15 protein-coding genes are annotated in these 12,482 nt (G+C 43.5%); 9 read left to right on the top strand and 6 right to left on the bottom strand.

Annotation, left to right across the window (positions count from 1 at the left end; translation table 11 throughout):
• Nucleotides 1-295 precede the first annotated feature (295 nt).
• The 4 genes from AAA942_RS06055 to AAA942_RS06070 are packed head-to-tail and all read right to left on the bottom strand — an operon-like array spanning nt 296 to nt 3,201.
• Nucleotides 296-1,348, bottom strand: a complete 1,053-nt coding sequence (locus AAA942_RS06055) for a hypothetical protein (RefSeq protein WP_338219344.1) — start codon at nt 1,346-1,348, stop codon at nt 296-298.
• Nucleotides 1,302-1,769 (bottom strand): hypothetical protein, encoded by a 468-nt coding sequence (locus tag AAA942_RS06060; protein WP_338219345.1) that lies wholly within the window; start codon nt 1,767-1,769, stop codon nt 1,302-1,304. Before AAA942_RS06060 ends, AAA942_RS06055 begins: the two co-directional genes overlap by 47 nt.
• Complete coding sequence (locus AAA942_RS06065) at nt 1,723-2,883, bottom strand: DUF4221 family protein (RefSeq protein ID WP_338219346.1); 1,161 nt, start codon at nt 2,881-2,883, stop codon at nt 1,723-1,725. Before AAA942_RS06065 ends, AAA942_RS06060 begins: the two co-directional genes overlap by 47 nt.
• Nucleotides 2,884-2,937: 54 nt before the next feature.
• The gene (locus AAA942_RS06070; RefSeq protein WP_338219347.1) at nt 2,938-3,201 is read right to left on the bottom strand and encodes a hypothetical protein; all 264 of its coding nucleotides are present in this window, start codon (nt 3,199-3,201) and stop codon (nt 2,938-2,940) included.
• A gap of 510 nt (nt 3,202-3,711) precedes the next feature.
• On the opposite strand from AAA942_RS06070, the gene AAA942_RS06075 reads away from it, so the two are divergent.
• The 6 genes from AAA942_RS06075 (at nt 3,712) to AAA942_RS06100 (ending at nt 7,064) form a co-directional block, all read left to right on the top strand.
• Complete coding sequence (locus AAA942_RS06075; RefSeq protein ID WP_338219348.1) at nt 3,712-3,972, top strand: DUF4160 domain-containing protein; 261 nt, start codon at nt 3,712-3,714, stop codon at nt 3,970-3,972.
• A gap of 4 nt (nt 3,973-3,976) precedes the next feature.
• The gene (locus tag AAA942_RS06080; protein ID WP_338219349.1) at nt 3,977-4,225 is read left to right on the top strand and encodes a DUF2442 domain-containing protein; all 249 of its coding nucleotides are present in this window, start codon (nt 3,977-3,979) and stop codon (nt 4,223-4,225) included.
• Between the two features lie 400 nt (nt 4,226-4,625).
• Nucleotides 4,626-5,081, top strand: a complete 456-nt coding sequence (locus tag AAA942_RS06085) for a DM13 domain-containing protein (protein ID WP_338219350.1) — start codon at nt 4,626-4,628, stop codon at nt 5,079-5,081.
• Between the two features lie 3 nt (nt 5,082-5,084).
• Entirely contained in the window at nt 5,085-5,975 is an 891-nt protein-coding gene (locus AAA942_RS06090; RefSeq protein ID WP_338219351.1) for a hypothetical protein, read from the top strand.
• Nucleotides 5,968-6,579: a Crp/Fnr family transcriptional regulator gene (locus tag AAA942_RS06095; RefSeq protein WP_338219352.1), complete on the top strand. Its 612-nt coding sequence runs from the start codon at nt 5,968-5,970 to the stop codon at nt 6,577-6,579. Before AAA942_RS06090 ends, AAA942_RS06095 begins: the two co-directional genes overlap by 8 nt.
• Nucleotides 6,580-6,608: 29 nt before the next feature.
• Nucleotides 6,609-7,064, top strand: a complete 456-nt coding sequence (locus tag AAA942_RS06100) for a hypothetical protein (protein ID WP_338219353.1) — start codon at nt 6,609-6,611, stop codon at nt 7,062-7,064.
• Between the two features lie 329 nt (nt 7,065-7,393).
• On the opposite strand, the gene AAA942_RS06105 is transcribed toward AAA942_RS06100, so the two are convergent.
• Nucleotides 7,394-8,842, bottom strand: coding sequence for a sensor histidine kinase (locus AAA942_RS06105; protein ID WP_338219354.1), 1,449 nt, complete (start codon nt 8,840-8,842; stop codon nt 7,394-7,396).
• A 12-nt stretch (nt 8,843-8,854) separates the two neighbouring features.
• Nucleotides 8,855-9,553, bottom strand: a complete 699-nt coding sequence (locus AAA942_RS06110; protein WP_338219355.1) for a response regulator transcription factor — start codon at nt 9,551-9,553, stop codon at nt 8,855-8,857.
• Between the two features lie 433 nt (nt 9,554-9,986).
• Here AAA942_RS06110 and AAA942_RS06115 point away from each other — a divergent pair, with 433 nt between their 5' ends.
• The 3 genes from AAA942_RS06115 to AAA942_RS06125 all read left to right on the top strand — a co-directional run bounded on the left by AAA942_RS06115 (nt 9,987) and on the right by AAA942_RS06125 (nt 12,128).
• Nucleotides 9,987-10,562 (top strand): hypothetical protein, encoded by a 576-nt coding sequence (locus AAA942_RS06115; RefSeq protein WP_338219356.1) that lies wholly within the window; start codon nt 9,987-9,989, stop codon nt 10,560-10,562.
• Between the two features lie 48 nt (nt 10,563-10,610).
• Nucleotides 10,611-11,417: a creatininase family protein gene (locus AAA942_RS06120; RefSeq protein ID WP_338219357.1), complete on the top strand. Its 807-nt coding sequence runs from the start codon at nt 10,611-10,613 to the stop codon at nt 11,415-11,417.
• 150 nt (nt 11,418-11,567) lie between these two features.
• Nucleotides 11,568-12,128 carry a pentapeptide repeat-containing protein gene (locus tag AAA942_RS06125; protein WP_338219358.1) on the top strand — a complete coding sequence of 187 codons (561 nt, stop codon included), beginning with the start codon at nt 11,568-11,570 and terminating at the stop codon, nt 12,126-12,128.
• Nucleotides 12,129-12,482 lie beyond the last annotated feature (354 nt).

Raw genomic sequence — 12,482 nt, forward strand, 5'->3', positions numbered from 1 at the left:
CTTAAATTAAAAACAATAAAGATCAGAATATTTAACACGTACTGGATAATGATTTTCGATTTGAAACTGTTATTCAGTTCAAAAAAGGAAGACGGACTTAAGGATCGCCTAAACTGAATTGTAATGAAAACCAAATTAAATCCAATCAAGAGGCCGAGAGCATGTTCAGCGTATTTAAATTCAGGGGAAATCCTGAAAAGAACACCCGATATTATGTAACCAATTAAAGTCAAAACGGAAACCCTAGCTAAGGCTTTTTTCAGCTTATTTATATCCATATTCCTATTTTAAACAATCATAAAAGTCCCAAACCATCAAACCCAAACGGAACCACCTTCTCGGGTACTTGACCCTTGAGCGGATAGCGATAGACTTCAAAAGATTTTTTGCCTTTCCTCCCTTCGTAGAGGTAGCCATTGTCGATCACCATGGGAAAAAAGTAAAGATTTAACAGCGGACGGAGCTCATCCCTTTCTGTAAGTTGATGGAGTGTATATGTGCGCTCACCTTCGGGCAGTCCCGATTCCCAAGAGATAAAATATACTTCACCCATCACATGGTCAAAGTACATCTTCATCTCCTTGTTGTCATTGGAGATTGCTACACGGCTTCGCCGGATATTTCCATCTTTTTCCAGACGAAGAAGTGTTTTATGGGTCGATACCCAAACGTACGAAACGCCATTTTTATAAGCATAATGATCAAATAAGCTCTCATCAGACTTACCGATCATGCTACCATAAGGCTGAAAAATAACAGTGGTATCTTCTTCAGATAGTGAGCCATAGTCAAAAGGTGGATTTTTCTTGTAATCATACCCTTCATGGTACCCATTGGGATTTATGAAGCGCTTCTTCGGGCGATCAATCAGGTAAATTTGAGTTCCTACCATCTCATCATTCTTTACATAATCCGTCCCTATCATAGTATCAGGGTTCAAAAAAACATTGGCAGTATTTATACCATGCCTTCCGGGTCTATAAAATTCAAAGGCCTCGAGTACATTCAATGTTTCATCTTTTACCTTAATCATAATGGCGTCACCAATATCAATGGGACTGAAAATTGAGTCATTCACCTTCACAAAAGACTGCGCCGCATCAACCTTCATCTCATCCACGATCAAATTGGATTTGTCCAGTAGGTACATCTGTCGCTTCATCGGCTTATCATTGCTCGCATAGATGAGCACTTTGTATTCATCTCCCATCGGAAGGTAGGAGGTCAGGACGCAGTTCTCACAGGCATAGACCAACTCTGGCTTGGTCTCCTGTCCATAGAGATGAAAAACAGTAAACTGACTAATCCAAAATAAACTGAGCAGAGTTTTGCGGAGAAAGTGATACATAGCGATACTCTTTTTGTGACACATCAATACTAATCGGACTAAATGCGTTCAAATCATAGCGGTTGGAAAGGTTCTGCTCATCCACGATGATCTGAAGGTTTTCTTTGGGCAATAGTTGATTGACTTTAGCCAGTCGGTCTTTGGGCACTACACCTCCAGATAGAATCACAGTGAGTACTTTTCCCGTTTCTGCCAATTCTTCCAAAATCTGATCCACGCAAAGTCCACAGCTGTCCAAAGGCAAAAGCAGCACTTCCTTCGTTTTCACCTCCACTTGGAGTTTATTCAGATACTCCTCAAACTCCTCCTGATAGGGGTAGTATTCCATTCCGTCTTGATCACAAGAAACCGAAAAAATGGAAAGGACTGCTAAACTACTTATCCGTAAGGCGAAAAACACCCAATACCATTTGGTCCTCATGATCACGCTGATTATCATAAATGATTAAACCTTCCTCACTTACAAATGAAAACATCGGATTAAACCTCACCGCATCCAATGCATATTCCCCTACGGGATTCAGGTCACTATCCAAAACAAACACCTTCCAATCCGCATCGTAGGCCGTTTTTTTCTCTCCGTCTGCCTTACGGAGTTCTTGTTTTTCCTTGGCAAAGCGATAGTACACCTTCCTGTAAGGATCATAGACCATCTGCTGAAGCCACGCCGTGCTGATGTAATGATTGACAAACTCCTGCATGGCAGCATCCCGATCAATGCCTTCATTTTCGAATCTTTCCCAATCCGGATACTGATGGTAATGTACCGTATCCGAACCCAACCGGTATTCATACACACCGGGGTCTGCCGGAAAAGTCACCAAAAAAGAGCCCTTGGCTGCGGCAGTAAGACTTGGTTCCCTTAGAATATCAAAGTACCTATCCTGCTTGTACCGATCCGGATAAGCCCCAAATTCATGTTTGACTTGATTCCTTACCGGATCATAAACCACAAATTTATTTCGGTTGTAATAGATTTTGGACTTCACATCCAAGTCAGGGTAAACCGGAAGTATCCAAACTGAGTCTGAAAAAAGAGGCCATTGTCCCAAGTAGGAATAGGAAACGGGGTACATCTCTAGTCCTTGTGTATCCTTCAGATTGGTCCGAATAGTATTTTGCAAGGCTCCATTTCTATTCAAAACATCAATTTTCCTACTACGATCCTGAATCGTAATAATACTGTCCTCAGTAAAAAAGTGGAAAATATCCAAGTCGGCACTTACCGACCCCGGACCATCCTCTTCAAAAAAAAGATGACCGATAGAAAGTGAATCTTCCAATGGGATAAAATCCAAGGACAAATTTTGTCTGTTCATTCCAATAAGCCAATCCTTACCCTCCTTTTCCAGGATCTGGAAATAATCATAAAAGGGAAGGGATATAGAATCAATCTCAATTACTTTGGAATGAGAATACACCAACGTTTTCTCATCTTGACTGGCATGATTGATCGGAACAAACGTGGAGTCCCGGACCGGATCGCACGAAGCAATCGTGATTAGAAACAAAAAAAGCGAAAGGTTACGTTTCATTCTGTTTTCAAGTTGGAAAAGGAAGGCTGCCTTATCAAAGCAGCCTAACAATTGTTAATCAAGTTTCTCGGCAATAGTTACTACTGCTACAACCGCGCCGGCTACCTTACCCGCAGTTCCAGCGATTTCACCTAGATCTTTCCAAAAACAAACTTTTTTTCCTGGGCAAGTTTTCCCACTTTGCTTACACTTCTCAGCTTGACTTACCGCGCAGAATTCCTTTTCATAGGACCCTGAAGAGGAAAAAGCAGGCTGAATGGAAAATACACTTGCGGTCAAGAATACACCGCTTACGAGAGTTAAAATTGATTTTTTCACGATAAAATAAGTTTAAAATTGTTTGAATTGTTTCCGATCCCTATTCGGACAAAGGGGCTACTCTTGGATTTTTTAAGTCGTTTTTCGCTTGCACATCCCCGACTTTAGTGGGCTGCCAACCCTTACTTAGCTTCTTTTTGAAACTAAAATATGGTGTGTGTGTGTGTGTAAGTCAAGGGGCAAAATCGAAAAATCACTAAAACTTTAATAAACAGCACTAATGCATAAATGAATGTCTAGTTTTCATAAATCAATTCTTAGTCGATAATCTAAAAAAACACTCAGCAAAAGGAAATCTATACCATTGACCGAAAGATTACCCTTGTATACTTTTCTCCTCCTTTTCAGAAACGGAAGAAAAAAACTATTTGGGATGCTGAGAAAAGCGGTCAATAAGCAGTCGCAGTAGGCAGCGTGTAAATCAGGAGGATGAAGTCAGAAAGCTGAATTTGAATAGTTTATCAAAAAGGCGATAGCTTTATTTCCACTCAAGAATGTATCTTTATAGCAATGCCAGAAATATCGAGATTTTACGGAATTATCATTCGAATGTATTTTCAGGATCATAATCCTCCGCATTTCCATGCGGAATATCAGGGTATGAAAGCCGAATACGATATCAAAACATTAGAAGTATTAGCAGGGAATCTACCAAACCGTGCTCACGTTTTGGTATTGGAGTGGGCATCTCTTCATCGGGATAGGCTTCTAGAAAATTGGAGAAAATCTCAGATTCCAGCACCACTTGAACGAATTGAACCTTTAGACTAAAAAGATGAATGAAGTAATAGAAATTCAAGCCTTAAAGGACCATCATATATGGTTAAGATTTAAAGATGGGGAAGAGAAAACTGTTAATCTCCGGCCTTTTTTAGGCAAGGGCTTTACCGCGGAACTATTGGACCAATCCAAATTTGAAAAGGTATTTATCGAGCCGGGAGGGGGAATCGCATGGGAAAATGGCTATGACTTTTGCCCTAATTTTTTGAAGGAATTGAAATCTGAGCCAAAAGAATTGGTCTGATCAAGGTGCAGATAATCTGAAAGCCGAAATAAGAAAAAAAGCCCAAGAAGAGCAATCTCTCGATCGCAACCGAAAATAAACATATAATTTTTCGATTACGATCGAGAATAATCACATTTCGTCCTCCACTAGAATCTTTGAAGTCTTGTCTTTGGACAGGTTCATTGCACCGGATTGGGAAGGAAGGGTCACTTCGGACCTGTTGATCACCTGTCCACTGATGCCTCCGAGGTAAAGTTGAAGATCAGCCTTGCTTTGATCAAGAACAAGGTTCAGGGATTCGATACCCTCTACTTGAAGCTTTGATTCATTTTTCCCCCAATCAAAAAGCTTTAAACTTCCGTGACTTTTTCGTGATACTCTTCGGGCAATTTTGACTCAAATCAAAACCGATAAAACCATGAAAAAAGTACTGTTTATCTTTTACATCGCCTTTTTAGGCTTGGTATCCTGCTCAGATGACAAAGAAAAAGACCCGGTAGTCATCGATCCCACCCGCCCAACCGGAGCACTGAATATTCTCAGGTCCGGAAGTTTTACCGATCAAAACGGAGCTGGATCAAGAGGAATGGCCGGATTGGGTACCGATACTCAAGGCAAGGAATTCCTGAGATTTGACGGGGCATTTAACACGGCTTTGGCGACTGGAACGGTCACAGTCTTCCTGTCCACTTCCATGGAATTTATGGCGGACCCCGCCAACGGAAATCCCAACTTGCTTCCCCTGGGTCCGGTGCGCAATGCAGGCGAAAACTTCTTTGCCATTCCTACCGGCGCTTCTACTGCCAAGTACACCCATGTGATCCTTTGGTGCGGCTCGGTCGGGGTTCCATTTGGCTTTGCCCCACTCAATTAAGCCATGAGTATTCAAAAAAACAGCCTATTCCGATCCTTTTGGATTGGAGTAGGTTTTACCTTGATTTCTGCCCTTTCGTATGGGCAAAGCGGTTGGACAAAGGAAAAGGGAGAAGGCTTTTACCAGTTGAGCTTCAATCGTTTTAGTTCATCGGATTATTACACGCTGGATGGGGAACTGCTGAACACAAATGCTTTTACCCAGAATTCCTTGGTTTTCTACGGTGAATATGGAGTGACTGACCGATTTACGCTGATCGCCAATCTGCCTCTACAGGTGTGGAATGGATTCAGCACTACTGAGACGGTGAATGGACTGGGAGATTTGCGATTGGAATTCAAGCATGCCATTCTCAAGAAATACCTGCCTTTGGCCATCTCTGTAGCTCCTGAGATTCCCATCGGGAGAGCCAACAACTTTGCCCAAAGTACACAAAACGACTTCGAATCGATCAACCTTCCTTCCGGTGACGGGGAGTTCAATGTATGGACTACGCTCTCTACTTCCTTTGCCCTGCCCAATGCACCATTTTATGGAAGCATTTTCGGTTCGTACAACTACCGGACGCAGTACGAGGACATCAGCTTTTCGGATCAGATTGCTCTAGGCGTAGAATTAGGCTATCAGATTGCTGGCAAAGTCTGGGTCAATGGCCGACTTCAAGGGCTTTCCTCCGTGGATGATGTGCGGGTGGTCACGGATTTTGTCCGGGGAGACGGCACCGAATTCACCAGCTACAGCTTTGGTGCATCGGTACCGGTCTACAAAAACTTCCACCTTTCTCTCAACTATCGGAATTATGCAGATTTCCTCTTTTCGAGGAAAAACCTCTATTCGGCAGGCACCTTTTCCCTGGGAGTCTTTTATCAATCCAAAAGAAAAACAAATGAATAACTCTTGCCATCATACCCTTCCCAAACAGTTTCCTTCTCTTCTGAAATTCGGAAAAGGGGAACGCATCCTGATCCAAGACGAACTATTCGGTGGGTATTTCCTGATCAAATCCGGTTTGGTCAAGACAGTCCGGAACCAAAAAAAAGGAACCTCCAGATTGCTTTCTATCAAAAATCAGGGGGAGTTTTTGGGAGAATTCTATGAAGAAGAAGGGTGTCAAAAATCCTCCTACTCCGCCTATGCCCTGGAGGACAATACCTGGATAGAAATGATCAGCTGGGAGGAAGATCCTTCACACAAGCTTGACCGGATTCTCAGAACGCTCCAAGAGGAAATATTTTCTGCCCGGAAACGACTCGAACGCATGCTCTACATCGGCGCCGAGGAGCGGATCATCCAAGTCATCAAAGATTTGGGGTATCGCTTGGGGAAAAAGTTTGGAGATGAAACGCTCCTCAAGCTTCCCCTGACCCATGAAGAGATAGCCATGCTCACCGATACCAGCAGACAGACCGTAACCATGGTCCTATCCAGTCTGAAGTCACAAAATAAAATCAACTACAGCCGGGGCCGGATTCTCTTTCGGAATTTGGACAGCCTTTAAATCTAAACTATCAACAAACTATCTATACCATGAAAACCTACGCTTTAATTACAGGATTGCTTCTTTCCTTCATTTTGATCTCCTGCGGAAGTGAGTCCTCAGGAGACAACGACCCCTCGATTCCAGACAATACTCAGGAAGTAAGCGGAACTGTTCAAGTGATCAGAGGAGGCAACCTTACTGCTCAAAGCTCTACCAATACCCGGGGGATGGTGGATATCGTCAAGGATCAGCAAAACAAGTATTTTGTCCGACTGTCAGACACCTTTACCACCAAGTTCAGCACAGGTACGGTGACCGTCTACCTTTCGACAGGCCAAACCTTGAACCTTAATTCTCAAGGATCATTTCAGTTGATTTCCATTGTAGGAAAAGCTGGAGAGCATTTTTTCGCACTTCCAGGCAAACCTGACGACAAATTTACCCACGGAATCATCTGGTGCGGAGCAGCTGGAATTCCCTTTGGATTCGCTCCTTTGAACTAGTTCTCAGATAAGATTTGGTTCAAAAAAAAGAAGCCGTTAAATAAATCGTTTTTTTGTCAGCTTGATCCTTCGACTTTGTTACCTATGACGGATTGTTATTAAAGGCCGGAAATTTAGTCAGTCCGAGCGGAGTCGAGGACCTTTCGACTCCGCTCAAGGTGACAAGGATACTACTCAAAGCGAATGACCAGTCATTTTCTTTTTGAATGTTCGAAGAATATTTAAGACTTAAGGAAATATACTTAGCTTTTGAAACAGCCCCTTTTTTATGCCTCATTTTTTCAGATAGTCAAGGAAAAGAAACATTAATCCTAAATCACTAAGAAACCTTAAACAGGAAGTACAAACTCAAACTCGGTATAGGTCTTTGAGTCAGAACTGATTCCGATCTTGGCATCGTGAATCTCCAGGATTTTCTTCACGATGGCCAGTCCAAGTCCGGAACCTTCGATGCCTTTGGAATCCTTTTCTACCTTGTAGTACCGATCAAAAATCGATTCCAAATCCTCCTTGGGAATTCCCTCTCCTGAGTTTTTCACCCGAACTTTGACACCTCCCGGCACAGCGCAAGCTTCCAGCTCAATCTCCCCGTGTTCGGGTGTGTATTTCACGGCATTGTCTAAGAGGTTTTGAATCACCCGGTCCAAGAGGTAAAGGTCTGCATGCACCGGCGGAAGCTGTGGGCAAATAGTGGAGGAGATTTCGATGTCCTTTGCTTTGGCCAATAACTCATATTTCAGGCTGGAATCGTAGAGCAATTCCTGGATTTTCAGCTTTTCCTTCCTTACCTGCATTTGGCCGGATTCCAGCTTGGACAAGTCAAACAGGTCTGTGACCAGCTTGGTGAGCTTATCCACCGAATTGAGGATGATTTTGTAGTATTTTCTTTTCTCCTCAGTGGTCAGCTTCTCATCCCTGATCTGCAAAGTCTCCACATAGCCATTGATAATGGCTAGGGGATTGCGAAGGTCGTGGGACACATTGGCGATTAGCTCTCTACGCAACGAATCCACATTCTTCAGCTCATCGATATTCTTCAAAATGGTATCTGCCATGGAATTGAAGGTTTTGCCCAAAAGGGCCAAGTCAGATTGGGAGTCGGACTCGGGAACCCGAGCGAGGAGATTGCCTTCTTTGAATTCTTCGACGGCTACCACCACTTTCTTCAAATGCCTCGTCAGCCAAGCAATCAATACCAATCCGATCAAAAGCCCAACAATCAGTGTGATCAGGATCGAATTGAAAGTCAAACCCAGCCAATAGGAACCCAACAAGTCTTCGCTGATGGCATCAAACTTTTCGCTTTCCAAGGTGATGTAGACATAGCCGAGCAAGCGGTCATTTTCATAGACAGGAGCTGCCGAAAAAACAGAAGTGGAGCCCGGATTTCGGGGATCATCCCCCAAAATAAACTCGCTTCCCTCCTGCTCCACAAACTTGCGAACAGGATTAATATCCACGGATTTGAGCTTGACCAATTGGTCCAAAACTACATAGGAAAGAATTTCGCCCTCGGGATTGAGCAGGTAGACCTCAATGCCGGGATTGACAGCCATCATGGAATGCATGATAATCCCCAAGGCTTCTTCATCCACTTTCCCATCCTGAAAAGGATTCACCTCTTTGATCAAATAGGAGGCAACTTCAGCATTGAGCTTTTGGGTGGTCTCCTGAAAATAGCGTTGGGCGTTTTTGGCAGTAATAAAAATATATGAAGTCCCCACCAGCAGCAATACAATTATGAAGGAAAGGGATATTCTCCAATAAAGACTTTTCATACTAGATTCAGGTTAGAGTTCGTCGTTGAAGCGATAGCCTACGCCCCAAGTAGTGAGAATATAGGTGGGATTGTTGGGGTCAGATTCGATTTTGGAGCGAAGACGGTTGATATGAGCGTTGACCGTATGCTCGTATCCGCTAAAGTCATATCCCCAAATCAGCTCCAGCAACTGAGCCCGGGAATAGCTTCTCCCTGGACTTTTGGCCATGAGATGGAGGAGGTCAAATTCTTTTGGGGTCAATTCCACTCTTTTTCCCTCAAATTGCACCTTCCTCTTTTCGATATCAATCTCCAGATTGCCGTAGCTAATCCAGGTCTTTTCCTTTTTCAGTGCCAAAAGATGTAGTTCCTGTCTTCTCAGTATGGCTTTTACCCGGGCAAGGAATTCCCGGATCTTAAAAGGCTTGGTTAGGTAATCATCTGCTCCGGATTCGAGGCCGATGACTTTGTCGATTTCTTCGGTTTTCGCAGTGAGCATCAGGATTGGGGTGAAAATTTCCAAGGCCCGAAGTCGCTGGCAAATCTGGATTCCATTCATTTCAGGAAGCATTACATCGAGGACAATCAAGTCCAAATCCTGCTTACTGGCACGCTCGAAGCCTCTCCCCCCATGATCGCAAATCTCCACTTCATACCCTTCATCCTGAAGGTGAAGCTGGAGAAGCTGATTGATGTTTGGGTCATCTTCTACTACCAAAATCTTCTTCATAGTCAAGTCAATAGAATGGAAAAGTACAAGCTAAACCTCACGAAAGTATCACAAGGGTGTAAGTTTTCGGTTTTTGTAATCCAAATTATGGGATACTCTCCCTCACCTCGGTCTGTGTCCTCACAGACCGAAATCAACTATTCCAATTCAAAATCGATCCATGTAATGGGTTAGAAAACCAAACTCATCCCTGAACCAAACAAATCCAATCCCCTCTGCCTATGCCTGCTAATCCGCTGGCGGGTTCCTACAAAACAAAATCAACCATTTTACTTCTAGCCACCTCGGTCTGTGAGGAACCAGACCATGGTCGAAGATTTCCAAATGCAAAAAATAAAGCAAAATCGACGCTTAATCTCCGCTTGCGCGCAAAAAATAAGTAGGTCTTGTATTGGCAACGGGACTCGATTAGCTTTTCCCTAAAACCTCACGCATGAAAACGTACACTCCTTCCCATCAAGTCGCCTTTAACCTACACTCTTTCAGTGGAGTCGTGGAAGAATCCGGAAAAAACATGGAGACTAAGGTATCGGGAGGCGGTGGCGGAGGAGCTACCTATCAGGGTACGGGTGGCACTGCACCCGTGACAATCACCTCAAGAACGATCATTCATGACCAACTTTTCCTGATCAACAAAGAAGGAAAGGAAAAATCCTTCCAACTTCAGGACTTTCATTTGGCAGCCAGAAAAGGAAATCAACTGACCGTATTTTGGGGAATCAAATCCGGAGACTCCACCGGATATTATTTTGCAGTGAAAAATCACAGTACCGAGGAGGAATTTTATCGGGAAGACTTGTTGAGAAAATACTTTATCAAATGGTGGATGCAATTAGGTCTGATGCTGGTATCCGGGATATTCCTGATAGCCGGACTTTTGGGAGGTGCTGGGATTATTTTTACTCTTCTTGGAGGTGGTGGTGGGTTTTGGGCTTGGAAAAGATGGAATACGGCTGAAAATGAGATCAATGCCTTAAAATCAGATATTGCAGCTTTTGAACCGGATTAAGGAAGTTTGACAGCAATCGGGTAAATTCATGGCAAAACTCAAAATCCAATGAAAACCCTATTCACTGTTTTTTTTCTCTTTTGGCTTTCTTCAACATTTGCCCAATCCCCTTCCACCCGGGAAATGGATCGGATCAACTGGATGGAGTTTGCGGTATTTGTCCCGGAAAAAATCAATACTGTCCTCCTCCCGACCGGCACACTCGAGCCTCATGGCGTGATCAATAATGGGGCTGACAATACCGCTCCTTTTGCCATGGCACAGGCTATCGCAGAAGATTTGAATGCGATGATCGCACCCACACTGAACTATGGAATTACCGGCAGTATGGCTGCTTATCCAGGAGCATTTCAAATTACCGAGGAAGCGTATGCCCCTTTTATTCGGGATATTTTGAAGGGCTTGGCCAAAAACCAGTTTAAAAACATCATTATTCTCAATGGCCACGGCGGAGGACAAACCGCCGTTTTGCAGAGAGTGGCCGCTGAAGTTGCCAATGAATTGGGTGTCCGCACACTGGTCATCAACTGGTGGTCCTTTGCATCTGATGTGACCTTGGAAGTATTTAAGGAAGACGGCGGACATGCAGGATTGAATGAAACGGCTTATATCCAAGCCATTGACCCCACGCTCGTTCACGAGGAGCGCTACAATGCCGATCAAGCCACCGCCTACCCCAAACCCAATACTTGGTCGGCGGTTCCTTTCCCCTCCTCCATCGGCTTGTATCAGGAAGGTCAGGGCTATCCCAATTTTGATGAAAAGCAGGCCAAAGAATACTTCGAAAAAGTCAATGCCAAGGTAGCTGGACTGATTAGGGAGACAATTCGGAAATGGGATTTGGCAGGGCTCTAGGGTTCAGCGTTCATTTGTTCAGAGTTCAATGTTCTGCGTTCCGAATTTTACAACTTTGAACATCGAACTTTGGACTGTTTGTAACGAAATCGCTTTTTTTTCTTCACCCTAGGTCTGTGTCCTCACAGACCGAAACCTTCCTAATCAATTATGACCTACCACTCCGACCATACCTTCCAAAACCTAAATCCTTCTGGATTTAAAATCGGAGAATACGATTCTTGCACGTTTACTGCTTGCAACTTTTCCAATTTGAACTTTCATGGATCAAGCTTCGAAAATTGCACCTTCAAGGATTGTGACCTGAGCAATGCCAAGGTTTCCGGTGTATCTTTTCAAAAAGTCCGATTCGAGCGATGCAAAATACTCGGGGTACATTTCAACACGGCCAATCCGTTTTTGATGGAGTTTACCTTTGACCACTGTCAGCTGGACTACTGCAACTTCTTTAATCTCAAACTAAAAAAATCCCGCTTCACCCACAGCCGCCTGCTCGAGGTGGACTTTTCCCAAGCCGAGCTTCAGGAAGCGAGTTTTCAGGGTTCAGACCTTAGCGGAGCCGTCTTCGACCGAAGTAATCTGGAAAAGGCCGACTTCCGCGAAGCTATCCACTACCAAATCGATCCCGAGATCAACAAGGTCAAAGGAGCGAGATTTGACTTGGAAGGCTTGCCGGGATTGTTGGGGAAGTGGGGAATCAAGGTTCAATGATCAAATTCAATATTCAATTTTCAAACTCAATGGACAATGTTCAATGACCAAGGGTTTTGAGACTTGAAAATTGGTTATTGATCATTGGTAATTGATCATTGAGAAGAAGATCTTTATATCAATTTCTTAATTTTAAAAGCCTTCGCAAATAAGCATTTTCTAGTACCTCTACAAGGGGTCCAAGAAATCTCTCTTACCAAAACATAACCTTCTGGTATCGGCTGACAATCACAGATAGTCATTTCATTTGGCCCTATTTTTCTGCAAACATATATATCATATAAAGCCCCTTTATATCTAATTCGATTTTGAACTATTTGAACAATCACATACCCTTCAGGAACTCATGGAGTT

The organism is Algoriphagus sp. oki45 (genome assembly GCF_036245605.1).
Taxonomy (GTDB): Bacteria; Bacteroidota; Bacteroidia; order Cytophagales; family Cyclobacteriaceae; genus Algoriphagus.

Excerpts from the sequence above, each read along its gene's own strand:
- AAA942_RS06055 (WP_338219344.1), bottom strand. The coding sequence starts at position 1,348 with ATGTATCACTTTCTCCGCAAAACTCTGCTCAGTTTATTTTGGATTAGT.
- AAA942_RS06060 (WP_338219345.1), bottom strand. The coding sequence starts at position 1,769 with ATGAGGACCAAATGGTATTGGGTGTTTTTCGCCTTACGGATAAGTAGT.
- AAA942_RS06065 (WP_338219346.1), bottom strand. The coding sequence starts at position 2,883 with ATGAAACGTAACCTTTCGCTTTTTTTGTTTCTAATCACGATTGCTTCG.
- AAA942_RS06075 (WP_338219348.1), top strand. The coding sequence starts at position 3,712 with ATGCCAGAAATATCGAGATTTTACGGAATTATCATTCGAATGTATTTT.
- AAA942_RS06080 (WP_338219349.1), top strand. The coding sequence starts at position 3,977 with ATGAATGAAGTAATAGAAATTCAAGCCTTAAAGGACCATCATATATGG.
- AAA942_RS06085 (WP_338219350.1), top strand. The coding sequence starts at position 4,626 with ATGAAAAAAGTACTGTTTATCTTTTACATCGCCTTTTTAGGCTTGGTA.
- AAA942_RS06090 (WP_338219351.1), top strand. The coding sequence starts at position 5,085 with ATGAGTATTCAAAAAAACAGCCTATTCCGATCCTTTTGGATTGGAGTA.
- AAA942_RS06095 (WP_338219352.1), top strand. The coding sequence starts at position 5,968 with ATGAATAACTCTTGCCATCATACCCTTCCCAAACAGTTTCCTTCTCTT.
- AAA942_RS06100 (WP_338219353.1), top strand. The coding sequence starts at position 6,609 with ATGAAAACCTACGCTTTAATTACAGGATTGCTTCTTTCCTTCATTTTG.
- AAA942_RS06105 (WP_338219354.1), bottom strand. The coding sequence starts at position 8,842 with ATGAAAAGTCTTTATTGGAGAATATCCCTTTCCTTCATAATTGTATTG.
- AAA942_RS06110 (WP_338219355.1), bottom strand. The coding sequence starts at position 9,553 with ATGAAGAAGATTTTGGTAGTAGAAGATGACCCAAACATCAATCAGCTT.
- AAA942_RS06115 (WP_338219356.1), top strand. The coding sequence starts at position 9,987 with ATGAAAACGTACACTCCTTCCCATCAAGTCGCCTTTAACCTACACTCT.
- AAA942_RS06120 (WP_338219357.1), top strand. The coding sequence starts at position 10,611 with ATGAAAACCCTATTCACTGTTTTTTTTCTCTTTTGGCTTTCTTCAACA.
- AAA942_RS06125 (WP_338219358.1), top strand. The coding sequence starts at position 11,568 with ATGACCTACCACTCCGACCATACCTTCCAAAACCTAAATCCTTCTGGA.